Origin of the sequence: Streptomyces sp. HUAS TT11 (assembly GCF_051553595.1) — a bacterium.
Lineage (GTDB): Bacteria > Actinomycetota > Actinomycetes > Streptomycetales > Streptomycetaceae > Streptomyces.
Window position 1 is genome coordinate 1,241,009 of record NZ_CP196184.1, and the last position, 21,958, is coordinate 1,262,966.

Below are 21,958 nucleotides of genomic sequence, written 5' to 3' on the forward strand. Positions count from 1 at the left end.
GGAGCACGCGGTCCGGGCCGGCCCGGGGGTCGCTGCCGTCCGCCGGACCGGACCGCCGCTGCCGCTACGCGCCGTCGGTCTCCTTGCCGCCTCCGGACTCGCCCGCCTTGCGGGTCTGTGCGGCCTTCCCGCCCTCGCCTCCCGGCTTGAGACGCAGCGTCAGATCGCCGTCCGCGACGTCCGCCAGGACCGTGTCACCCGGGTTGACCGTCCCGTCCAGCAGCATGTTGGACAGCCGGTTGTCCAGCTCGGTCTGGATGGTGCGGCGCAGCGGACGGGCGCCGAACTCCGGCTGGTGGCCCCGTTCGGCCAGCCAGTCCTTGGCCGCCTCGGTGACCTCCAGTCGGACGTCCTGCGCGTGCAGCCGCCGCCGGGTGCCGTCCAGGAGCAGGTCGACGATCTGCACCAGGTCCTCGCGGACCAGCGAGTGGAAGACGATGACGTCGTCGATCCGGTTGATGAACTCGGGGCGGAAGTGCGCCTGGAGCTCGGCCATCAGATCGTCCCTGATCTCCTCGACGTCACCCCGGTGGTCCAGGATGTGCTTCGAGGCGATGTTGCTCGTCATGATGACGACGGTGTTGCGGAAGTCGACCGTGCGCCCCTGGGCGTCGGTGAGCCGCCCGTCGTCCAGGACCTGCAACAGCAGGTTGAACACGTCCGGATGGGCCTTCTCCACCTCGTCGAAGAGCACGACGCTGTAGGGCCTGCGGCGCACCGCCTCGGTGAGCTGGCCCGCCTCCTCGTAGCCGACGTAACCGGGCGGGGAGCCGACCAGCCGGGAGACGGTGTGCTTCTCCTGGAACTCGCTCATGTCGAAGCGGACCATGCGGTCGGGGTCGCCGAAGAGCAGGTCCGCGAGCGCCTTGGCGAGTTCCGTCTTGCCGACGCCGGTGGGGCCGAGGAAGAGGAAGCTGCCGGTGGGCCGGTCGGGGTCGCCCATCCCGGCCCGGCCCCGGCGTACGGCCTGGGCCACGGCGGTGACCGCCTGGTCCTGGCCGATGACCCGCTCGTGCAGAAGGTCCTCCAGCTTCATCAGCCGCTCGCGCTCGGTCTCCGTCAGCTGGGAGACCGGGATGCCGGTGCGTGCGGAGAGCACCTCGGCGATGTCGTCGACGGTGACCATGGAGGCCGTCGCAGCGCCGCCCTCGCCGATCTCCGACAGCTCCCGCTCCAACTCGGGGATCTGCCGCTTGACCTCACTCGCGCGCTCGAAGTCCTCCGCGCCGACCGCCTGGTCCTTCTCCCGGCGCAGCCGCTCGATACGGTCCTCCAGGTCCGCGACCTCCGTGGAGTCGACCACGGCGCGCAGTCCCACCCGGGCCCCGGACTGGTCCATGAGGTCGATGGCCTTGTCGGGCAGGAACCGGTCGCTGATGTAGCGGTCGGACAGCGACGCCGCGGCGTCCAACGCCTCGTCCGAGTAACGGACCTGGTGGTGGGCCTCGTACGCGTCGCGCAGTCCGCGCAGGATCTCGATCGTCTCCTCGACGCTGGGCTCGGGCACCATGACCGGCTGGAAGCGGCGCTCCAGCGCCGAGTCCTTCTCGATGTGCTTGCGGTACTCGTCGAGGGTCGTGGCGCCGACGACGCTGAGGTCGCCCCGCGCCAGGGCGGGCTTGAGGATGTTGCCTGCGTCCATCGAACCCTCACCGGTGGCGCCCGCGCCGACGACCTGGTGCAGTTCGTCGATGAAGAGGACGATCCCCTTCTTGGACGCCGAGACCTCGTCGATGACCTTCTTCAGCCGTTCCTCGAACTGCCCGCGGTACTGCGACCCGGCGACGAGCCCGGCCATGTCGAGCGAGACGACTCGACGGTCCTTCAGCACTCTGGGCACCTCACCGCCGACGATGCGCTGCGCCAGGCCCTCGACGATCGCGGTCTTGCCGACGCCCGGATCGCCGATGAGCACCGGATTGTTCTTGGTCCGGCGGGAGAGGACCTCGACGGTCTGCTCGATCTCGGAGGACCGGCCGACCACGGGGTCGAGGCGGCCGCTGCGCGCCTCGTCGGTGAGGTCGCGCCCGTACTCGTCGAGCGTCGGTGTGTCGGGGTGCCCGCCTGCCGCCTGTGCCCGGCGGCCGGGGGTGCTCAGCGCATCCGGGGACGCGCCCTCCGACTGGAGGGTGCGGGCCAGCGGGGAGCGCGGATCGTCCAGGAGCGCGGCGAGGATGTGTTCCGGGCCGATGTAGGAGGCACCGGCCGCCTGGGAGCGGGCATGAGCGGCGAGCAGGGCACGTTTGGCCGCGGGGGTGAGCGCGGGCTCCCCGGTGCCGGTCCCGGCGGGCAGCGAGTTCTGCAGATCGGCGGCGAGCCGGTCGGGATCGACGCCCGCCTGCTCCAGCACCTGGCGTGCGGCCGGCACCTGGGTGGCGGCCCACAACAGGTGTACGGCGTCGAGATCGGAGCCGTCCTCGGCGGCCCGCCCGCCGGCGGCGGCGAGGAGCTCGTTGGAGGAGTCGCTGAGCAGGCGTCCGATGGGTACGCGTTGCACGGCCGGCGGCGAGGTGGCCGGGCTCATGCCGAAGAAGCGATTGAAGAGATCGGAAAACGGGTCGCCTGACCCGAAGGGCGAGATCGTCACGATTGCCACCCGTCCGGCGGCGACACACGGCCGCGTATCGCCCGCCGTAGTCGAATTGCCCGTACTTGCCCAGTGTTGGCCAGGTCCTGACGCATCACAACCGCAGCCCAACCCGGTCGATCCGGGTGATTGCGGCGGGATTGCACGGGTACTCGCGCAGCGTCCTGTGCGCCCTCGCCGACCGAAGGGTTCCGGTGCCCCGCCGGGACGCGGGATCTTCCGCACGCACGGACGGGCCGGGGCCCGCAGAACGATCGACGTGGACCGCCGGACGTCCGCGAAGCGATTCAGGCGCACCCGTTCCACGACCCGTTCACGGGCGCGGGTGACGGCGCCCGTGAACCGCCGATACGCGTCGGCCCGGACACGGCGACCCGGGAGCGGACCAGGTGCGGCTCAGCCCTTGACCGCCGCCCGCGCCGCGTCCCGGTAGCGCCTCGGCGCGACACCCACCGTGCGCTTGAAAGCGTTGCTGAAGGCGCTCTCCGAGGTGTAGCCCACGGACTGGGCGAGCGCCGCGACCGGCGTCTCCTCCTCGCGCAGGGCGCGCGCCGCCAGGGTCATGCGCCAGTTGAGGAGATACGTCAGCGGCGGGACGCCGGCCGCCTCCTTGAAGCGCAGGGCGAACGCGGTCCGGGACATGGCCGCTTCCCGGGCGAGTTCCTCCAGTTGCCAGGGGCGCGACGGATCGCCGTGCATCAGCCGCAGCGCCGGGCCGAGGCGCTCGTCGGCGAGGGCCCGCAGCCACCCGGCGGGGAGGACCTCGGCGTCGGCCAGACAGACCCGCAGAACCTGGACGAAGAGCAACTGGGCGAGCTGGTCGGACGCGAACGCGCTGCCGGCCCGGCCCGTCGTCATCTCCCCCACCAGCTGTCCGATCAGCCAGCCCAGCACCGGGGCCTCGACCTCGGCGGCCCGCACGTGAATCAGCTCCGGCAGGGCCCGGCGCAGCAGATCGCCGCCGTCCCGGCTCAGGTCGATGTGGCCGGAGACGCACAGGAACTCCTCGCCGCCGCCCAGGTGGGCCATGCGGTTGCCCGGGTCCATGGCCACCTCGCCCGAGTCCAGCGGCTCGACCCCCGGGGCGCTGCACAGCACATAGGGACGGCTGCCGTCGGAGACGACGACGTCCCCCGCCTCGAGCGCGAGGAACCGCCCGGCGTCCTCGCGGACGAGCAGGCAGCGTCCCCGCACGACCACGTTGACCTTGAGCTTGTCCCGTCCTCGAAGCCTGATGGCCCAGTCGCCGCCGGCCGTGAAACCACCGGAGAAGACACTCCGGGCGTCGGCGACGGCCAGGGCGTCGGACAGGGGATCGGCACGCATGACTGAACTATCGCGCAAGTAATCCGTACTCTCAAGCATTCATCGTACGAACTGCGCGACCTACGGTGGTCCGGACAGCCTGCTGACACCAGCGTTACGAGGAGATGCCCACCATGTCCACCACCCCCCAGCGGCCCCTGCCCTCCGGCTTCGGCGCCGCCTCCACCGCCGACGACGTGATCAAGGGGATCGATCTGACCGGCAAGGTCGCGATCGTCACCGGCGGCTACTCCGGCATCGGCCTGGAGACGGCCCGCGTGCTGCGTGCCGCAGGTGCCGATGTCGTCGTGCCCGCCCGCGACACCGAGCGGGCCCGGGCCGCCCTCAAGGGCGTCGACGGGGTGGAGGTCGAACAGATGGACCTGCTGGATCCGGCCTCCGTGGACGCCTTCGCCGAGACGTTCCTGGGTTCCGGCCGCCCCCTGCACATTCTGGTGAACAGCGCCGGCATCATGGCGACGCCGCTGCACCGGGACGCGCGCGGCTACGAGGGCCAGTTCGCCACCAACCACCTCGGGCACTTCCAGCTCGTGTCCCGCCTGTGGCCCGCGCTGGTGGCGGCCGGCGGAGCGCGGGTGGTCGCGGTGTCCTCCCGCGGGTTCCGCTTCTCCCCCGTCGTCTTCGAGGACCTGCACTTCGAGCACCGGGCGTACGAGCCCTTCGCCGCCTACGGCCAGTCGAAGACCGCGAACGCCCTCTTCGCCGTGGAACTGGACCGGCGCGGGCGGGCGGAGGGCGTGCGGGCCTTCTCCGTGCACCCGGGCATGATCATCGACACAGGTCTCGCCAGGCACATCTCCGAGGAGACGATCCGGGCGGCCGGTGCCGTGGACGAGCAGGGCCGCCCCGTACGCGACCCCTCCCGCCAGTTCAAGACGATCGCGCAGGGAGCCGCGACCGGCGTCTGGTGCGCCACGAGCCCGCAGCTGGACGGGCTGGGCGGCGTCTATTGCGAGAACTGCGACATCAGCCCGCTGGTGACCGACGCGGAGGAGGCCGCCTGGCGGGCCGGGACGGAGACCGCCGGTGTCCTCGGGTACGCGGTCGACCCGGAGGCGGCCACCCGCCTGTGGCAGGTCAGCGAACGGCTCACGGCCTGATCGCCCGGCGGGCCGCCCCTCCCGTTCGGATGCCGTGCACCCTACTTCTTGAGGATCTCCTCGATCCGCGCCAGCTCGTCCGCGTCGAAGTCCAGGTTGCGGGTGGCCGCGACGCTGTCCTCCAGCTGCTGCGGGCTGCTCGCACCGACCAGGGCCGAGGTCACCCGGCCCTCGCGCAGCACCCAGGCCAGAGCCAGCTGGGCCAGCGACTGGCCGCGGGACCCGGCGATGTCGTCGAGGGCGCGCAGCCGGCCCACCAGGTCCTCGGTGACCGACTCGGAGGTCAGGAACGGGCTGTCGCTCGCGGCCCGGGAACCCTCCGGGATTCCGTCGAGGTAGCGGGCGGTCAACAGGCCCTGCTCGAGCGGCGAGTAGGCGATGGACCCGACCTGGAGCTCGTCCAGGGCGTCCAGCAGCCCTTCGTCCTCGGGGCGGCGGTCGAGCATCGAGTAGCGCGGCTGGTGGATCAGCAGCGGGGTGCCCAGTTCACCGAGGATGCGGGCGGCCTCACGGGTCTGCTCGGCCGAGTAGTTGGAGACACCGACGTACAGCGCCTTGCCCTGCTGGACCGCTGAGTGCAGGGCGCCCATCGTCTCCTCGAGCGGGGTCTGCGGGTCGGGGCGGTGCGAGTAGAAGACGTCGACGTAGTCCAGGCCCATCCGCTGCAGGCTCTGGTCCAGCGACGACAGCAGGTACTTGCGGGAGCCCCATTCGCCGTACGGGCCCGGCCACATCAGGTAGCCGGCCTTGGTGGAGATCACCAGCTCGTCGCGGTAGGACGCGAAGTCCGACCGCAGGGCGTCGCCGAGGGCGGACTCGGCGGCGCCGGGCGGCGGGCCGTAGTTGTTGGCCAGGTCGAAGTGCGTGACACCGAGGTCGAAGGCGCGGCGCAGGATCTGCCGCTGGGTCTCCGCCGGCCGGTCGGGGCCGAAGTTGTGCCACAGGCCGAGGGAGAGCGCGGGCAGCATCAGACCGCTGCGTCCGGTGCGACGGTAGGGCATGGCCTGGTAGCGGTCGGGGGCTGCCGTGTACAACGTGCACTCCAGATGGGATCGGCTGACGACGCGGTCCACTCTCACCCGCCCGTCCGGCAGCGGTCCAACAGAGGAATCCGATGGGATTGAGCATCTACACTTCTCAATCATGGAACTGCGCCATCTCCAGCACTTCGTCGCCGTCGCCGAGGACCGGCACTTCACCCGGGCGGCGGAACGCCTGATGGTCTCCCAGTCGGGCCTGTCCGCCTCGGTGCGCGCCCTCGAGCGGGAACTCCAGGCACCGCTGTTCGTCCGCACCACCCGCAGCGTCACGCTCACGGAGGCGGGCCGCGCCCTGCTGGTGGAGGCGGAGCGGATCCTGTCCCAGGTGCGCGCCGCCCGGGAGGCCGTCGCCGCCGTCCAGGGAGTGCTGCGCGGCACGCTGTCGCTGGGCACCGAGCAGTGCATCGCCGGGGTGGACGTCGCCCGGCTGCTCGCCGCGTTCCGGCGCCGCCACCCCGACGTGGAGATCCGGCTGCGCCAGGCCGGTTCGGGCGCACTGGCCGAGGAGGTCGCGGCGGGCCGGCTGGATCTGGCGTTCGCCGTGCGCACCCAGGAGGACAGCGACCAGCTGCGCTCCCTCCCGCTCACGAGCGAACCGATGACGGTGCTGTGCCATCCGTCGCACCCGCTGGCCGACGGTGGCTCGGTGAGCCCCGAGGATCTGGGCGGGGAGGCGTTCGTCGACTTCCACCCCGATTGGGGGCCGCGTCGCACGACGGACGCGGCTTTCGCGGAGGCGGGGGTTCAGCGGACGGTGACGCTCGAGGTCAGCGATGTGCACAGCCTGCTCGAGCTGGTCCACGAAGGACTCGGTGTCGCCGTCGTCCCGCGTCACTTCGGACAGAAGCGTGAGGCGTCCACCCTTGTGTCGCTCCCGGTCAAGAGCGACGCCCTGTACGAGACCGTCGCCGTGCTGCCGCCGCACGAGGCGACCAGCCCGGCCGCCCGGGCGCTGATGGGTCTGCTCACGGCGGAGACCGAGGACGGCATCCGCGCGGACTGACGGGCATTGCGCCCGACCGCCCGACGCCGCGCCGTCCGATGCGCGATGGTGGACCCATGCATGCGAAGGACATCCTCATCGACGCGTACAGCCGCATCCAGGAAGAAGTCCATGCCGCCGTCGACGGGCTGGGGCCTGACGAGCTCAACGCCCGGCCCGTCGAGGACGCCAACTCGATCGCGTGGCTCGTCTGGCACCTGACCCGGGTGCAGGACGACCACGTCGCCGACGCCGCCTCCCTCGACCAGGTCTGGCTCTCACAGGGCTGGGAGAAGCGCTTCGGCCTCGATCTTCCCCGCCGGGACACGGGGTACGGCCACAGCCCGCGGCAGGTCGCCCGTGTCCAGGTGGAATCGGGCGACCTGCTCACCGGCTACTACGACGCCGTGCACGAGCAGACGCTCGGGTTCGTGCGGGGGCTGACCGCCAAGGACTTCGAGCGCATCGTGGACGAGGGCTGGGATCCGCCGGTCGGCCTGGGCGTTCGGCTGGTCAGTGTCCTGTCCGACGATCTGCAGCACGCCGGGCAGGCCGCGTACCTCCGCGGGCTGCTTCAGAGCGCGGCCTCGTAGCCGGGCAGGATCACGTCCCGGATCAGGGCGTTGCGTTCGTCGAACGGGATGAACGCGCTCTTGACCGCGTTCACCGTCACCGTACGCAGATCCTGGACCGTCCAGCCCGCCTCGTCGACCAGCAGGGACATCTCACGGGTCATCGTGGTGCCCGAGACCAGCCGGTTGTCGGTGTTGAGGGTGACCCGGAAGCCCAGGTCCTTCAGCGCCGTGATGGGATGCCCTGCGATCGAGGAGGCGGCGCCCGTCTGGAGGTTGGAGGTCGGGCACATCTCCAGCGCGATACGGCGGTCCCGCACCCAGCCCGCGAGCCGGCCGAGCTTGCCGTCGACGATGTCCTCGGTGATGCGCACGCCGTGGCCGATGCGCTGGGCACCGCAGACCTGCAGGGCCTGGTGGATGCTCGGCAGGCCGTACGCCTCGCCCGCGTGGATGGTGAAGGGCACGCTCTCGTGGCGCAGATGCTCGAAGGCGGCGAGGTGGTCGGCGGGCGGGAAGCCGTCCTCGGCGCCGGCGATGTCGAAGCCGACCACACCCGCGTCGCGGAAGGCCACCGCGAGGTCGGCGATCTCGCGGCTGCGGTCGAACATGCGCATGCCGCACAGCAGGGTGCCGACGCGGACCGGGGTGCCGGCGGCCGCCGCCTTCGCCCTGCCTGCGGCGAGTCCCTCCTGCACGGTCTCGACCACCTCGGGCAGGGTGAGACCGCCCTTGAGCATCAGTTCGGGGGCGTACCGGACCTCGCCGTACACGACGCCGTCCTCGGCCAGGTCGAGGACGTACTCCTCGGCGGTGCGCAGCAGGCCCTCGCGGGTCTGCATGACGGCGAGGGTGTGCTCGAAGGTGGCTATGTACCGCACCAGGTCACCGGAGTTGGCGGCCTCGTAGTACCAGTCGGCGAGTTCCTGCGGGTCGGTGGCGGGGAGGGTGTGGCCGACCTCGTCCGCCAGTTCCACCAGGGTGGCGGGGCGCAGACCTCCGTCGAGGTGGTCGTGCAGAACGGCCTTGGGCAGGCGGCGGAGGTCGGCGGTGTTGATGCGCGCGGCGGTCATGTGCGGTGGATCCTCGGCAGCTGGTTCTCGTCGGTGGGTCATTCGGCGGGCTGGAGCAGATCCCAGCGGTTGCCGTACAGGTCCTGGAAGACGGCGACGCTGCCGTACGGCTCGTGCCGCGGCTCCTCCAGGAAGGTCACGCCTGCCGCGGTCATCCGGGCATGGTCCCGGGCGAAGTCGTCGGTGTGCAGGAAGAAGCCCACGCGCCCGCCGGTCTGATCGCCGACCCGGCCGCGCTGCGCCTCGTTCTTGGCCCGGGCGAGCAGCAGTCCGCTGCCCGGGGCCGCGGCGCCGGGTTCGACGACGATCCACCGGGAGCCGTCCGGCCGCGGCTCGTCGGCCGCGAGCCGGAACCCGAGGGCCTCGGTGTAGAAGCGGATCGCCTCGTCGTAGTCGTCGACGACGAGGGTGACCAGGGCGATGCGTCTCATCGGACCTTCCGGGGAGGGAGTTATACGTAACACGTAGCGTACGGCATCGCGTCGAGTGCTCCGGCGCGCGGCTCGGGAGGTGCACGGCGGCGCTCAGCGGCCCGCTTCGCCCTGAGCGGCCTCGACATCGTGGTGGAGGCCGGCGACCCCGGTCGCCGAGGCGGCGGCGGAGACCGAGGCACAGGTGCCGAGGAGCACGGCGGTCCAGGGTGCCGCCCGGCGCGAAGCGCGCGGTACCGCCGGCAGCGCCGCGACCCGCTGCGGCACGGGTGCGCTGCTCGCGGCGGGCACGAAGGACGGGCGCTCCCCGGCAGAGGCCCGCGCGGCAAGGGTGGCTCGGCCGGGTGGCACGGGCGGTCGGCCGACGGTCGCCCACCACCTCGGCGGCGGCCTCGTCCGCGGCGCGTTCGGCAGCGAGCCGGACGGCCGCCGCCATGGGACGCAGGCCGGGGCGACAGCGCGCGGCGATCTCGGCGGCCGCGCGGAAGCGGGTGGTGCCGGCCCGCGTTGTGGGCCCCCTCGTGGGCGAAGAGCGCCTCCCGCTCGTCCGGGTCGAGGGCGCGGAGCATCCCGGTGGTCACGACGACGCGCTGCGGCCGGCCGGGGCGTGGGCGTCCGGTCCCGGCGAGCCGATGACACAGAGGTCGCCGGCGGTGGCGCGGCGGGCCGCCTCGGCGGTCGCCGCACGGAAGGCGCGGGTCTGACGCGGCACGGCCCCGCCCAGGGTCCAGGCGCACAGGACGAGGGCCGCCGTCGAGGACACGGCGGCGGGCACGACGAACACGTCCGGCCCGGCGCGCGGCGGACGCACCGTTCGCCGAGCGCGGTCGGCGAACACACCGCGAGGACCACCGTCGAGCCGGTCACCACCCACAGGGCGGTGGTGGGTGCGAGCCGGCCGAGGGGCCCTCGCGAGCGGGGGACACGACGAGTGGCAGGAGCAGGAGGAAGGTCATGCCTCGTCGGACTCCAGCAGGTCCCGGAGAACGCGCTCGTCCTCCTCGCTGAGCTGGGCCACGAAACGGGCCAGCACCGTGTGCCGGTCGGTGTCGCGGTCCAGCTCGGTGTGCATCCGCCGGGCGGTGAGGCCGTGGGCGTCCTGGACGGGGAAATAGGCGTAGCCGCGACCCTGGCGCCGGCGGTCGAGGACACCCTTGTCGTGCAGCCGGGACAGGATCGTCGTCACCGTGGTGCGGGCGAGGCCGTCACCCAGGCTCAGCTGGACCTGGCCGGGGGTCTGGGGGACGTCCGCGGCCCAGAGGGCGGCCATGACGCTCGCTTCCAGCTCGCCCGCCGGGCGGCGCTCGTCCTTCTCTTCGGTCATGGATCCTTCCTCACCCCACCGGCCGTCCCCGTGGCCCGTCCGCAGCAACGCAGTCCGCGCGAACCCGGCCGTACCGGGTCGCGCGTCCATTATGAAAGGGGCCGCCGCCGGGCACGGTCCTCGGTCCTCGGACGGATTGCGGGGGTCATGGGGCGGGCCTAGCGTGGAGAGATGTCCGACCTCGACACCGGGTCCGGTGCCGGTTCGGCGTACTGTGACGCCGGCGCCGCGCTTGCGGTGGTCGGCCCGTCGGGAACGGTGACTCGGTGGACGGACGCCGCGCGGGAGCTGCTCGGCTATCGGGCGCAGGAGGTTCTGGGACGGTCCGCGGGGTCCCTCCTGGCGTCGTCCCGCGAGGTCGGGGACGGGTTCCGCCGGGAGTGGTCGGGGCGCAGAGCGTTGCGCTGTCGTGACGGGCGGACCGTGGACGTGAGTCTGCGGGTGTCCGCTCTGCCGGGCCAGGACGGGACCGTGGACTGGCTGGTCTCGGTGATCGGGCCCGATGCGGCGCGCGCGATGTCGGTCGCGGAGAACTGCCCCTTCCCCATGGCCGTCTGGGATTCGGAGCTGCGCATGGCGTGGCTGAACCGGGCGCTCGCCGAGGCCTACGGAGGCCCCCGTGGGGATCGGCTCGGCCGCATGCTGGAGCAGTCGCCGCTGTACGCGGACACCGGCGCCGTGAGGGCCGCTCTGCAGGAGGTGCTGGAAAGCGGTGAGCCGGTGATCGGCCGCGAACTGGACCAGCTGGACCGCCGCTGGCGGCGCACCTACGCGCTCTCGGTGTTCCCGGTGGAGGACGCGCGCGACGGCAGACCGGGCGTCTGCTCGCTGAACGTGGATGTCACCAACTCACGGCGAGCGCGGGAGAGGATCACGCTGCTGAGCAGGGCGGGCACCCGCATCGGCACCACCCTGGACATCATGCAGACCGCGCAGGACCTGGCGGACGTCATGGTGCCGGTGCTCGCCGACTACGCGACCATCGATCTCCTGGACGCGGCCGAACTGAGCGAGCGGCCCCTGGCCCGGCTGGGCGTGGCGGGCGACGGCCGTATCCCGGCGTTCCACCGCTGTGGCCTGGCGTCGATCCACGAGGGTGTACCGGAGTCTGTCTGGTCGCGCGGCGATCCGGTGTTCGTCCCCCCGAACTCCCCCTTCCTGGACGTGCTGGCGTCCGGACGCTCCTATCTGGAACCCGTCCTGGACGCCTCCCCCGGCTCGTGGCTGGACCACGACCCGCGACGGCGCGAGCGGGTCGTCACCCTGGGGATGCACAGCCTGATGATCCTGCCGCTGCACGCCCGCGGCGAGATTCTGGGGGTCACGTTGCTCGTCCGTACGGAGAATCCGGTGCCGTTCGACGAGAACGACCGCCTGGTCGCCGAGGAACTGGTCAGCCGGGCGGCGCTGAGTCTGGACAACGCCCGCCGCTACGCCCGCGAGCACACCGCGGCCCTGGCGCTGCAGCGCGACTTGCTGCCCAGCCATCCGAGCGGAGGGAGCGCCGTCGACGTGGTGTGGCGCTACCTGCCGTCCGACCAGCGGGGCGGTGTCGGCGGCGACTGGTTCGACGTGATCCAGCTGTCGAGCGCCCGGGTCGCCCTGGTGGTCGGCGACGTCGTCGGCCACGGCATCAACGCCGCGGCGACCATGGGCCGGATCCGCACCGCGACGATGACGCTCGCCGCGCTGGACCTGCCCCCCGCCGAGGTACTGGCCAACCTCGACGACCTGCTCGCCCGGCTCGGGGCCGAGAGCGTGGATGCGAAGGCCATGCCCCCCATGATCATGGGGGCCACCTGTCTGTACGTCGTCTACGACCCCATCGGCGGGCGGTGCACCGCCGCACGGGCCGGGCACCCGCCCCCCGCCCTCGTCGACCCCTCGGGCGCCGTCACCCTGCTCGACGTCCCCCCGGGGGCACCGCTCGGGGTGGGGACCCGCACATTCGAGGCCGTGGAGTACGAGTTGAGCGAGGGAAGCACACTCGTCCTCTACACCGACGGTCTTGTCGAGACCCATGACCACGACATCGACTTCGGGCTGGACCGTCTGTGCCGGGCCCTCTCCCAGCGGCCCGGGGCACCGCTCGAGGACCTGTGCTCGGCGGCCGTCGCCACCATCCCGGCCGGAGAGCAGTCCGACGACGTCGCGGTGCTCCTGGCCCGGCCCCACTCGCTGAATCCGGACCAGGTCATGGAGTGGGAGACGGCCGCCGACGCCGCGGCCGTCGGCGGCCTGCGCGCCGCGGCCGTGCGGACACTGCGGGACTGGGGGCTGGAACGGCTGGTCCCGGCCGGTGAGCAGATCGTCGGCGAACTGCTCGCCAACGCCGTGCTCCACGCAGCCGGTCCCGTACGGCTGCGCCTGATCCGGGATCAGGTGCTGGTGTGCGAGGTCCTCGACCACAGCCTCAACGTCCTGCGGACGGGCAGTGCCGGACCGACCGACGAGGGAGGCCGGGGAGTGGCGATCGTCGCCGAGCTCGCCTCCCGCTTCGGTTCCCGCTGGACGCCGGACGGCAAGTGCGTCTGGGCCGAACTGCCGCTGCCCCCCTGACTCGAGAACGGCGGTGCGTGAGCCGAGCGGACTGCCGGCGTGCTGCGCCGCGCGAGGTGCCGGGCGCCGGCGCACGGTCACGCACGCCTCGGTCGCGGGTCCGCACCCGGTCGCCGGCACGGCCTCCTACCGCCCCTGCCCACGCACGGCGTCGAGGCGCTTCATCTCGTCGTCCGTGAGCCGCAGCGCGCCGGCCGCGACGTTCTCCACGAGGTGGTCGGGGTTGCCCGTGCCCGGGATGGCCAGGACATGGGGGCCCTGCTGAAGCGTCCAAGCCAGTCTGACCTGGGCGGGTGTGGCGCCGTGTGCCCGGGCGACGGTCAGGACCTCGTCGAGTTCCTCGCCGGCCGGCCCGCGCGCACCGCCCTGCCCGGCGACCGCGAAGAACGGGACGAACGCGATGCCCTGTTCACCGCACAGCCGCAGCAGTTCGTCCGCGTCCGGATCGGGGGCGTGGAGACCGTACTGGTTCTGTACGCACACCACCGGTGCGATGGCCTGGGCCTCGGCGAGTTGGCGGGGCTCGACGCCCGAGATGCCCAGGTGCCGGATCAGACCCGCCGCGCGCAGTTCGGCGAGCGCGCCGAAGTGTTCGGCGATCGAGTCCCACCGCTCCATCCAGCGAAGGTTGACCACGTCCAGGTGGTCCCTGCCGAGTTGCCGAAGGTTCTCCTCTACGTGCCCGCGCAACTGGTCCGGGCGGGCCGAGGTGCCCCAGTCACCCGAGTAGTCGCGGTAGGGGCCGACCTTTGTGACGATGACCGTCTCGTCGGCGTAGGGCGCCAGGGCGCTGTTGATCAGCTCGTTGGCCGAGCGCAGCGACGAGAAGTAGAAGGCCGCCGTGTCGATGTGGTTGACGCCGAGTTCGACCGCCCGGCGCAGTACGGCGATCGACTGCTCGCGGTCGCTCGGCCTGCCGAGGTGGAAGGCGGCACTGCCCGTCAGCCGCATCGCGCCGAAACCGATGCGGCTGACGGGCAGATCGCCCAAGGTCCAGGTGCCCGCGGCGTCCGCGGTGATCGTCCGTGAGGTCATGGGTGGATCATGCGCACACTTCTCGGACCCGCGCATCCGGTTCGGGGGGCTCTACGGATAGGTGTACGTGTTCAGCGTGTTCACCGCCGAGGCCGGGTCGCCGAGGTCGTAGCGGTCGACGGCGAGGTAGTTGGGCTTCTTCCGGGCCGCCGGCCCGCAGAACCGCTGGGCGCGGTCGGCGAGTTTGGTGTTGTCGGTCTGCGCCGTGGACGCGATCGCCGCGTCACGGAAGTGGTTCATGACGAACAGCGGGCGGAAACCGGGCTCGGTGCGGGTCAGCGGGATGACCGTGTTCGCGTCGTACCAGCGGCTGTAGCAGGACCAGTCGGAGGAGCCGATGCCCGGGCCCATCGACCAGTAGTTCTCCACCGTCCAGTCCTTCTGGTACATCACGCCGAAGCTGTCGCGGGTGAGTCCGGCGGCCTCGTCCGCGGCACGACTGTGATCGGTGAGGATCAGCAGCCGGTCGTTGGCCGCGATCAGATCGGTCATCTTCGGCCAGCCGTTCTGTCCCACCCCGGTGCGATCGGGCCGGTAGAGGACGTCCGAGAGCCCGTTCACCCTGGCCAGTTCGCTGCGCAGGACGCCCGGATCGACGTAGTCCTCGAGGAAGACGGTGACGAACTGATCGGGGTGCGTCCCGAGGAAGTCCACGATGCGCTGGACGTCCACCCAGAGGGCGACCGGTCGGCTGACCAGGGTGCAGCTGTTGTGACAGAGGATCGCCCCGTCGGGGGTCTGATGGATGTCCAGCATGAATCCCCGGACGCCGTCGTCGAGTTGCCGGCTGATGCCGCGGGCCTGATTGGGCACCAGGTTCACGAAGGGCGGGGCGAAGCCGCCGTCGACTCCGTTGGCGTAGGCGTTGTGCGCGGTGAGGAACGTGACCTGGTCGAGGGTGCGCTGGTCGGGGGACGGCATGGGGCCGGTCGGCGAGGTGACCGGGGTGAGGTACCAGGTGGCGAGGCCGCCCGAGGAGCCGATGACCAACTGGGGCGGGTAGTTGGACCCGGAGGGTCTGGCTCCCACGGTCAGACGGCGCTCGGTCCCCGGCGCCTTCAGGGTGTACTGGTCGTCGCCCGCGGGCGCGATGTCCCACGCCGCGTCGGCGCTCGCGCAGGAGACGGTACGGGCCTGGTCGCCCAAGCGGCCGAGACAGCTGCCCTGGGTGTCGGCGCTCTCGAGGACGTACGAGGATCCGCTGCCTCTCAGATTCCATTGCTGGTGGTCCTCGTTGCCCTTGGGGTTGTGCTGTTCCACGGCTCCGCCGTTGTCGGCCGCGTTGAGTCCCGTGGTGGCGCTCTGCACGTAATAGGTCCCTGCGGCGGGGACGGCTGCGGCCGCAGGGGAGGGGGGAACGACGGCCGCGGCCACCAGTGCGGCGGTCGCGGCGAACAGGGCGTGGGGGGTTCGCATGACATGGCCCTTCGTTCGGCGATGGTCAGGTGCATGACACCATGCCGAACGGTCGGGCGTCAGCAGCCGAGGTTGCCGATCGGTGAAACTCCGTCGAGCCGAACACGGCCGCCCCCGGACGGGGGCGGGCAACAGAGCCTGGCGCACGCGCCGGTGGGGGCGGCCGCGGTGGGGGGTTGCGCGGATCCACTCAACACCATTGGTCTGTACCAGTCAAGGGTGTGTACCGGCCAACCGGTCACCGCTCAGGCCGAGTCGGCGGCGACGCCCCGAGGCCCGGTCACACCTGCGGCCCTCCCCCGAGCTCCCGCAGCCGCCGCTCCAGAAAGACCCGCTCCGCCGTGCCGTCCGCGTGCGCGAGAGCCGTCTCGTAGGCCTTCACCGCCTCGATCCGGCGTCCGAGGCGCCGCAGCAGGTCGGCGCGGACCGCGTGGAAGACGTGGTAACCGTCCAGGTCCAGCGCGTCCACCAGGTCGAGGGCCTCCCCCGGGTCCCGCACCTCGGCCACGGCGACGGCACGGTTCAGGGCGACGACCGGGCTCGGAGCGAGTGCCATCAGATGGTCGTACAGCCTGAGGATCTGACCCCAGTCGGTGGCCCGCGCCGTAGCGGCGTCGCTGTGGACGGCGTTGATGGCGGCCTGGATCTGATAGGGACCCGGCCGGCCCCGGCGCAGACACCGGCGTACGAGTTCCTGCCCCTCACCGATCAGATCGCGGTCCCAGCGGGTGCGGTCCTGCTCGGGCAGCGGCACCGTTCCACCACCCTCGCCCACCCGGGCCGGCCGGCGCGCCTCCACGAGCAGCATCAGCGCGAGCAGTCCGGTGACCTCGGGCTCGTCGGGCATCAACTCGGCGAGCAGCCGCCCGAGACGTACGGCTTCGGCACACAGAACGGCGGAACCCGTGTACCCCTCGTTGAAGATCAGGTACACCACGGCCAGCACGCCACCGAGCCGCTCGGGCAGGTCGGCGTCACGGGGCACGCGGTAGGGAATCCCTGCGTCGCGGATCTTCGCCTTCGCACGCACCAGCCGCTGGGCCAGCGTCGGTTCCGGCACCAGGAAGGCGCGGGCGATCCGAGCCGTGGAGAGCCCGCCGAGCAGGCGGAGCGTCAGCGCGACCCGCGCCTGGAGGGACAGCGCCGGGTGGCAGCAGGTGAAGATCAGCCGGAGCCTGTCGTCACGCACGGGCCCCTCCCCGGTCGGTGTGTCGGGCGCGAACAGCCGCGCGGCCTCGGCGTGGCGGGTGTCCCTGGAGGACTCCCGGCGCAGCCGGTCGATCGCGCGGTTGCGCGCCGTGGTGATGATCCAGCCGGCCGGGCTCGGCGGAACACCGGTCTGCGGCCACTTCCGAAGGGCCGTGGCGAAGGCGTCCTGGACCGCTTCCTCGGCAAGGTCGATGTCGCCGAGAAAGCGGACGAGGACGGAGACCGCACGACCGTACTCGGCACGGAAGACGGCCTCGACGTCGACGGCCCCGGTCATCAGTCCTCGGCCGGATGCAGGAACGGGCGCACCTCGATGGGCAGGGTGGTGGCCCGGGTCGCCTTCCGGCCCCATTCCAGAGCCGCGTCCAGGTCGGGTGCCTTGATCAGGCACAGTCCGCCGAGGTACTCCTTGCCCTCGGCGTAGGGCCCGTCGGTGATCAGCACGTCCTCGTCCTTGGGCCGCAGCACGGTGGCCGTCTCCGGACCGTGCAGTCCTCCGGCGAAGACCCAGGCTCCCGCCGCGCGCAGTTCGTCGTGGAAGCTCTCGACGTTGCGCATGATCTCGGCCAGGGCCTCGGCCGAGGGCGGGGTGCCCTCACTCGGCTGGATCACACTCAGCAGGTAGTACTTCATGACGTCCTCCTCGGTGCCGTCGGGGTGCTCTCACCTCCTACACGAACGGCGGGCCCCCGGATCGACAGCTCACCGGGCGACACCGGGAGAATCTTCCTCATGAGCACCCCGGCACATGATCTCGTCGCCCGCGCCCGCCGGCTCGCCAAGGACCTGCTCGCCCCCGAAGCCGAGCGTGTCGACCGGGAGTGGGTGCCCGCAAGCCATGTCGAGGCGATCAGGCGGTCCGGGCTGCTCGGGCTGAACGCGCCCGTCGAGTACGGCGGTTCGGCCGCGCCCGCCGCGGTGGCGCGGGAGGTCGCGGAGATCCTGGCGGGGGCCTGCTGCTCGACCTGGTTCGTCCAGACGCAGCACCACACGCCCGTACAGACGCTGGCGAACAGCGACCTGCCGGTGCGGGAGCGCCTGCTGGGCCCGCTGGCCCGCGGCGAACTGCTCTCCGGGGTGGCCTACGCGCACCTGCGGTCGTATCCGCGAACCCCGGTACGGGTGAGCCGGGAGCGGGGCGGCCACCGGTTCCACGGCACCGTGCCCTGGTACACGGGCTGGGGTCTGAACGACGTGATGCTGCTCGCGGGGGTCTCCGACGGCGCAGAGGTGGTCTTCGCGTTCGTCGAGGCCCGCGAGCAGCCCGGCCTGCGCGCGTCGGAACCGCTGCGGCTCGCCGCGCTCACGGCCGCGTGCACGGTGTCGCTGGAACTCGACGGGCTGTGGGTACCCGAGGACGCGGTGGCCCTCCGGGCGCCCCGCTCCCGGTGGGCGGCGACCGACCGCCGCACGACCCTGCACGCCTCTCCGGCCGTGTTCGGCGTCGCAGAAGCGGCGCTCGGCCTGCTGGACGAGGACACCGCCGGGCCCCTGCGGGCCCGGCTCGCCGAGGTGCGCCGCGCCGCCTATGCCCTGGCCGACGGTCCGGTTCCGCAGCAGGAGCCGACGGATCGGCCGACCCTCAGGACGCAGGCGTACGAGGTGATGCGCACGGCCACGACCGCGGCGGTGGTCGCCGGCGGAGGCCGGGCGATGCTGCTCACCGGCAAGGCCCAGCGGCTGGCGCGTGAGGGGATGTTCCTTCTGGTGCAGGGCCAGACCGAGGAGTCGCGCCGGGCGCATCTGAACACCCTGGCGGCGTCCGTGGTCCCGGCACACGGCCCGTCCACCGGGACGGCTGCCACGTCGGCGTGACGGGGACTCCGCAACGTCCCGCACCCACGGTATCCCCGGTGCCGTGCCGTGGGGACGACCCGGTCGGCCGACTGCGCCGGCCTGCGACGCGGCGTGCGGGACCCGAACGCGGCACGGCTCACCCGCCGTCCGGCGCGAGGACCCGCGCGGTCCTCGGCTCAGTCCTCGTCGCGTGCCGGCACGACCACGAGGAACGCGTCCGACATGATGTCCATGATGACCTTCGCCGGCTCTCCTTCAGCACGTCGTCGCGCCGCGTACTCCTCCGCCGGCCATGATCCGCGCGGGGCTCCCGCGGGAAAGCGCTCCAGTACCTTCGCCCCCATAGCGGCAGACACCTCCCACCTCGATCGTCGACTCGAAACGACGAGTCCGTGTCCTTTCGCCTGCCCCCGGTCGACGCGAACATGTCGCACCCGGGTGGATCGACCCGCTCCCGCATCCGGATCGGCCCCCCGAGGGGAAGTGATCGTTGCAGGACAACCGACGCGGAGGACCGGGAGCCGATGAACGACGACGGGACGGGGCCGGGTCTGCGCTGTCTGGTGACCGGTGCCACGGGATACATCGGCGGCAGGCTCGTACCGGAACTGCTCGCCGCGGGCCACCGGGTGCGCTGCCTCGCGCGCTCTCCGGACAGGCTGCGCGACCAGCCCTGGGCCGGTGACGTCGACGTGGCCGCCGCCGACGTCACCCGGGCCGACTCGGTCGCCGAGGCCATGCGCGACATCGACGTGGCGTACTACCTGGTGCACGCCCTCGGCTCGGGAGACGACTTCGAGGAGACCGATCGCAGGGCGGCCCGGATCTTCGGGGAGCGGGCCCGGGCCGCGGGTGTGCGGCGCATCGTCTATCTCGGCGGTCTCACCCCCGTGGGGGTGCCCGAACGCGAGCTGTCCCCCCATCTGCGCTCCCGGTCCGAGGTCGGCCGCATCCTGCTGGACTCGGGCGTCCCCACCACCGTGCTGCGGGCCGCCGTCATCATCGGCTCGGGTTCCGCCTCGTTCGAGATGCTGCGCTACCTGACGGAGCGCCTGCCCGTGATGGTCACCCCGAGATGGGTGCGCACCCGGATCCAGCCGATCGCCGTACGGGACGTCCTGCGTCTGCTCGTCGGCAGCGCACGGATGCCGGACGACGTCAACCGCGCCTTCGACATCGGCGGACCCGACGTGCTGACGTACCGGGACATGATGATCGGCTACGCGGCGGTCGCGGGCCTTCCCCACCGGATCGTCCTCCCCGTCCCGGTGCTCACCCCGCGTCTGTCCAGTCTCTGGGTCGGTCTGGTCACCCCCGTGCCCGCCTCGATCGCCCGCCCGCTCACCGAGTCGCTGCGCCACGAGGTGGTCTGCCACGAGAACGACATCGCGCGGTACGTCCCCGCCCCGCCGGGACACCCGATCGGATTCGACGAGGCGGTGCGGCTCGCCCTGCAACGGGTCCGCGACGCCAAGGTCACGACCCGCTGGTCGTCCGCCTCGCTGCCCGGTGCCCCCAGCGATCCGCTGCCCACGGACCCCGACTGGGCGGGCGGCAGCCTCTACACGGACCGGCGCGAGCTGGCGGTCGACGCCTCGCCCGAGGCGCTGTGGCGCGTGATCGAGGGCATCGGCGGGGACAACGGCTGGTACTCCTTCCCCCTCGCCTGGGCGGTACGGGGCTGGCTCGACCGGCTGGTCGGCGGGGTCGGTCTGCGCCGTGGCCGCCGTGACGCACAACGGCTGCGGGTGGGCGACTCGCTGGACTTCTGGCGGGTCGAGGAGATCGAACCGGGGCATCTGCTGCGGCTGCGGGCCGAAATGCGGCTTCCGGGACTCGCCTGGCTGGAGATGTACGCCGAGCGGGATGATCGCGGCCGGACCCGGTACCGCCAGCGCGCCCTGTTCCATCCGCACGGTCTGCTCGGTCAGGCCTACTGGTGGAGCGTCTCCCCCTTCCACGCCGTCGTGTTCGGCGGCATGGCCCGCAACATCACCCGGGCCGCCGCCCGCACCCCGCCGGCCCGGGCGGACGAGCGCGCCGCCGCCCGCTGACCCGTGCCCGCGGGGCCGCCCGCCCGGAAGCACGAACCGCCCCTCGCGTCCCCGGAGTTCACGTCATGAACGTCTCGGTCGTCCTGTTCACCTCCGATCTGCGGCTGCACGACCACCCGCCCCTGCGGGCGGCCCTCGACGGCTCCTGTGAGGTGGTGCCGCTGTTCGTACGCGACCGGGGCGTGGCCGCCGCCGGTTTCGCCGCCCCGAACCGGCTGGCGTTCCTCGCCGACTGCCTCCGGGATCTCGACGCGGGTCTGCGGGACCGCGGCGGCCGTCTCGTCGTGCGATCGGGAGACGTCGTCGAGGAGGTGTGCCGGGTGGCGTACGAGGCGGACGCCGACGAGGTGCACATGGCGGCCGACGTCAGTGCCTACGCCCGACTGCGCGAGGCACGGCTGCGGCGGGCCCTGGAGGGTGAGGGGCGCCGGCTGCACGTGCACGACACCGTGACCACCGCCGTGCCGCCGGGCGGGGTGACACCGGCGTCCTCGGACCACTTCGCCGTCTTCACGCCCTACTTCCGGCAGTGGTCGCGGCAGCCGCTGCGCGACCCCCTGGGCGCGCCGCGCACCGTACGGGTGCCGGACCCGGTCGGGTCCGAGGACCTCCCCTCGCGCCGCGGTCTGCCGGGCCTCTCGGAGGGGCTGGCCCCCGGCGGTGAGGCGGCGGGCAGGAGGCGGCTCACGGCGTGGCTGCGCGACGGTGTCGCCGCCTACGAGGACCGCCACGACGATCTGGCGGGCGACGCCACCTCGCGCCTCTCGCCGCATCTGCACTTCGGCACGCTCTCGCCCGTCGAACTCGTCCATCGGACCCGGCGCAAGGGCGGCCCGGGCCCGGACGCCTTCGTGCGGCAGCTCGCCTGGCGCGACTTCCACCGCCAGGTCCTGGCGGCGCGGCCCGATGCGGCGGACGGCGACTACCGCACGAAGCAGGACCGCTGGCGGTCCGGTCGAGCGGCACAGGAGGACGTCGAGGCATGGCGGGAGGGCCGGACGGGCTACCCGGTCGTCGACGCGGCGATGCGCCAGCTGCGGCACGAGGGCTGGATGCACAACCGCGGCCGGCTGCTCACCGCGAGCTTCCTCACGAAGACCCTGTACATCGACTGGCGCGTGGGCGCCCGCCACTTCCTCGAGCTGCTGGTCGACGGCGACCTCGCCAACAACCAGCTGAACTGGCAGTGGGTGGCCGGCACCGGCACGGACACGCGGCCCAACCGCGTTCTCAATCCGGTCGCCCAGGCCGGGCGCCACGACCCGGACGGCGCGTACGTACGTCGCTGGGTGCCCGAACTCGCCGGGATCGAGGGGCCCGCGGTGCACGAGCCGTGGAAGCTGTCCGCCACGGAACGTGCCGCCTGCGCGGGCTACCCGGACCCCGTCGTCGACCTCTCGGAGGGGCTGGCCCGCTTCAGAAGGGCCCGGGGCCGCGAATGAGCGGCCCCTGC

General features: G+C 72.3%; 20 protein-coding genes. 7 read left to right on the forward strand and 13 right to left on the reverse strand.

Annotation, left to right across the window (positions count from 1 at the left end):
• Positions 1-64: 64 nt before the first annotated feature.
• Together ACSHXN_RS05840 and ACSHXN_RS05845 are read right to left on the reverse strand one after the other, a co-directional pair.
• A complete protein-coding gene (locus ACSHXN_RS05840) occupies positions 65-2,596 on the reverse strand; it encodes an ATP-dependent Clp protease ATP-binding subunit (RefSeq protein ID WP_438302762.1) in 2,532 nt (843 codons plus the stop codon).
• A gap of 387 nt (positions 2,597-2,983) precedes the next feature.
• A complete protein-coding gene (locus ACSHXN_RS05845) occupies positions 2,984-3,913 on the reverse strand; it encodes an AraC family transcriptional regulator (protein WP_356113307.1) in 930 nt (309 codons plus the stop codon).
• Between the two features lie 113 nt (positions 3,914-4,026).
• Here ACSHXN_RS05845 and ACSHXN_RS05850 point away from each other — a divergent pair, with 113 nt between their 5' ends.
• Positions 4,027-5,013 (forward strand): oxidoreductase, encoded by a 987-nt coding sequence (locus ACSHXN_RS05850; RefSeq protein WP_383358187.1) that lies wholly within the window; start codon positions 4,027-4,029, stop codon positions 5,011-5,013.
• Positions 5,014-5,054: 41 nt separating this feature from the next.
• Here ACSHXN_RS05850 and mgrA read toward each other — a convergent pair whose 3' ends face one another.
• Entirely contained in the window at positions 5,055-6,047 is a 993-nt protein-coding gene (mgrA, locus tag ACSHXN_RS05855) for an L-glyceraldehyde 3-phosphate reductase (protein ID WP_355130057.1), read from the reverse strand.
• Between the two features lie 109 nt (positions 6,048-6,156).
• Between mgrA and ACSHXN_RS05860 the strand changes: the two genes are divergently transcribed.
• Entirely contained in the window at positions 6,157-7,056 is a 900-nt protein-coding gene (locus tag ACSHXN_RS05860) for a LysR family transcriptional regulator (RefSeq protein WP_355130055.1), read from the forward strand.
• A gap of 56 nt (positions 7,057-7,112) precedes the next feature.
• Positions 7,113-7,628 (forward strand): mycothiol transferase, encoded by a 516-nt coding sequence (locus ACSHXN_RS05865; RefSeq protein ID WP_355130053.1) that lies wholly within the window; start codon positions 7,113-7,115, stop codon positions 7,626-7,628.
• Here ACSHXN_RS05865 and ACSHXN_RS05870 read toward each other — a convergent pair.
• From ACSHXN_RS05870 to ACSHXN_RS05890, 5 genes are all read right to left on the reverse strand, one after another.
• Positions 7,610-8,680: an adenosine deaminase gene (locus ACSHXN_RS05870; RefSeq protein ID WP_355130051.1), complete on the reverse strand. Its 1,071-nt coding sequence runs from the start codon at positions 8,678-8,680 to the stop codon at positions 7,610-7,612. The genes ACSHXN_RS05865 and ACSHXN_RS05870 overlap by 19 nt on opposite strands.
• 38 nt (positions 8,681-8,718) lie before the next feature.
• Positions 8,719-9,111, reverse strand: coding sequence for a VOC family protein (locus ACSHXN_RS05875; RefSeq protein ID WP_355130049.1), 393 nt, complete (start codon positions 9,109-9,111; stop codon positions 8,719-8,721).
• 93 nt (positions 9,112-9,204) lie between these two features.
• Positions 9,205-9,402, reverse strand: coding sequence for a hypothetical protein (locus ACSHXN_RS05880; protein ID WP_355130168.1), 198 nt, complete (start codon positions 9,400-9,402; stop codon positions 9,205-9,207).
• A 286-nt stretch (positions 9,403-9,688) separates the two neighbouring features.
• Entirely contained in the window at positions 9,689-9,886 is a 198-nt protein-coding gene (locus ACSHXN_RS05885) for a hypothetical protein (RefSeq protein ID WP_356291489.1), read from the reverse strand.
• Positions 9,887-10,063: 177 nt separating this feature from the next.
• A complete protein-coding gene (locus ACSHXN_RS05890; RefSeq protein ID WP_356291487.1) occupies positions 10,064-10,435 on the reverse strand; it encodes a BlaI/MecI/CopY family transcriptional regulator in 372 nt (123 codons plus the stop codon).
• A gap of 171 nt (positions 10,436-10,606) precedes the next feature.
• Between ACSHXN_RS05890 and ACSHXN_RS05895 the strand changes: the two genes are divergently transcribed.
• On the forward strand, positions 10,607-12,994 hold the full coding sequence (locus ACSHXN_RS05895) for a SpoIIE family protein phosphatase (protein ID WP_356291485.1): 2,388 nt from the start codon (positions 10,607-10,609) through the stop codon (positions 12,992-12,994).
• A gap of 126 nt (positions 12,995-13,120) precedes the next feature.
• Here the strand turns inward: ACSHXN_RS05895 and ACSHXN_RS05900 are convergent, their stop codons facing one another.
• The 4 genes from ACSHXN_RS05900 to ACSHXN_RS05915 form a co-directional block, all read right to left on the reverse strand.
• Entirely contained in the window at positions 13,121-14,029 is a 909-nt protein-coding gene (locus ACSHXN_RS05900) for an oxidoreductase (protein WP_355130043.1), read from the reverse strand.
• A 51-nt stretch (positions 14,030-14,080) separates the two neighbouring features.
• Positions 14,081-15,445, reverse strand: coding sequence for a phospholipase (locus ACSHXN_RS05905; RefSeq protein ID WP_438302763.1), 1,365 nt, complete (start codon positions 15,443-15,445; stop codon positions 14,081-14,083).
• 280 nt (positions 15,446-15,725) lie between these two features.
• A complete protein-coding gene (locus tag ACSHXN_RS05910) occupies positions 15,726-16,931 on the reverse strand; it encodes an RNA polymerase sigma factor (RefSeq protein WP_356113113.1) in 1,206 nt (401 codons plus the stop codon).
• The gene (locus ACSHXN_RS05915) at positions 16,931-17,287 is read right to left on the reverse strand and encodes a YciI family protein (protein ID WP_355130037.1); all 357 of its coding nucleotides are present in this window, start codon (positions 17,285-17,287) and stop codon (positions 16,931-16,933) included. Before ACSHXN_RS05915 ends, ACSHXN_RS05910 begins: the two co-directional genes overlap by 1 nt.
• A gap of 99 nt (positions 17,288-17,386) precedes the next feature.
• Between ACSHXN_RS05915 and ACSHXN_RS05920 the strand changes: the two genes are divergently transcribed.
• On the forward strand, positions 17,387-18,469 hold the full coding sequence (locus ACSHXN_RS05920; protein ID WP_356113115.1) for an acyl-CoA dehydrogenase family protein: 1,083 nt from the start codon (positions 17,387-17,389) through the stop codon (positions 18,467-18,469).
• 158 nt (positions 18,470-18,627) lie between these two features.
• On the opposite strand, the gene ACSHXN_RS05925 is transcribed toward ACSHXN_RS05920, so the two are convergent.
• The gene (locus ACSHXN_RS05925; RefSeq protein WP_356113117.1) at positions 18,628-18,795 is read right to left on the reverse strand and encodes a hypothetical protein; all 168 of its coding nucleotides are present in this window, start codon (positions 18,793-18,795) and stop codon (positions 18,628-18,630) included.
• A gap of 180 nt (positions 18,796-18,975) precedes the next feature.
• On the opposite strand from ACSHXN_RS05925, the gene ACSHXN_RS05930 reads away from it, so the two are divergent.
• A complete protein-coding gene (locus ACSHXN_RS05930; RefSeq protein WP_355130032.1) occupies positions 18,976-20,505 on the forward strand; it encodes an SDR family oxidoreductase in 1,530 nt (509 codons plus the stop codon).
• A gap of 65 nt (positions 20,506-20,570) precedes the next feature.
• A complete protein-coding gene (locus ACSHXN_RS05935; protein ID WP_438302764.1) occupies positions 20,571-21,947 on the forward strand; it encodes a cryptochrome/photolyase family protein in 1,377 nt (458 codons plus the stop codon).
• The last annotated feature ends 11 nt before the right edge of the window (positions 21,948-21,958 follow it).

Excerpts from the sequence above, each read along its gene's own strand:
- ACSHXN_RS05860 (WP_355130055.1), top strand. The coding sequence starts at position 6,157 with ATGGAACTGCGCCATCTCCAGCACTTCGTCGCCGTCGCCGAGGACCGG.
- ACSHXN_RS05875 (WP_355130049.1), bottom strand. The coding sequence starts at position 9,111 with ATGAGACGCATCGCCCTGGTCACCCTCGTCGTCGACGACTACGACGAG.
- ACSHXN_RS05935 (WP_438302764.1), top strand. The coding sequence starts at position 20,571 with ATGAACGTCTCGGTCGTCCTGTTCACCTCCGATCTGCGGCTGCACGAC.
- ACSHXN_RS05900 (WP_355130043.1), bottom strand. The coding sequence starts at position 14,029 with ATGACCTCACGGACGATCACCGCGGACGCCGCGGGCACCTGGACCTTG.
- ACSHXN_RS05910 (WP_356113113.1), bottom strand. The coding sequence starts at position 16,931 with ATGACCGGGGCCGTCGACGTCGAGGCCGTCTTCCGTGCCGAGTACGGT.
- ACSHXN_RS05890 (WP_356291487.1), bottom strand. The coding sequence starts at position 10,435 with ATGACCGAAGAGAAGGACGAGCGCCGCCCGGCGGGCGAGCTGGAAGCG.
- ACSHXN_RS05925 (WP_356113117.1), bottom strand. The coding sequence starts at position 18,795 with ATGGGGGCGAAGGTACTGGAGCGCTTTCCCGCGGGAGCCCCGCGCGGA.
- ACSHXN_RS05845 (WP_356113307.1), bottom strand. The coding sequence starts at position 3,913 with ATGCGTGCCGATCCCCTGTCCGACGCCCTGGCCGTCGCCGACGCCCGG.
- ACSHXN_RS05865 (WP_355130053.1), top strand. The coding sequence starts at position 7,113 with ATGCATGCGAAGGACATCCTCATCGACGCGTACAGCCGCATCCAGGAA.
- ACSHXN_RS05850 (WP_383358187.1), top strand. The coding sequence starts at position 4,027 with ATGTCCACCACCCCCCAGCGGCCCCTGCCCTCCGGCTTCGGCGCCGCC.
- ACSHXN_RS05930 (WP_355130032.1), top strand. The coding sequence starts at position 18,976 with ATGAACGACGACGGGACGGGGCCGGGTCTGCGCTGTCTGGTGACCGGT.
- ACSHXN_RS05895 (WP_356291485.1), top strand. The coding sequence starts at position 10,607 with ATGTCCGACCTCGACACCGGGTCCGGTGCCGGTTCGGCGTACTGTGAC.
- ACSHXN_RS05870 (WP_355130051.1), bottom strand. The coding sequence starts at position 8,680 with ATGACCGCCGCGCGCATCAACACCGCCGACCTCCGCCGCCTGCCCAAG.
- ACSHXN_RS05920 (WP_356113115.1), top strand. The coding sequence starts at position 17,387 with ATGAGCACCCCGGCACATGATCTCGTCGCCCGCGCCCGCCGGCTCGCC.
- ACSHXN_RS05905 (WP_438302763.1), bottom strand. The coding sequence starts at position 15,445 with ATGCGAACCCCCCACGCCCTGTTCGCCGCGACCGCCGCACTGGTGGCC.
- ACSHXN_RS05915 (WP_355130037.1), bottom strand. The coding sequence starts at position 17,287 with ATGAAGTACTACCTGCTGAGTGTGATCCAGCCGAGTGAGGGCACCCCG.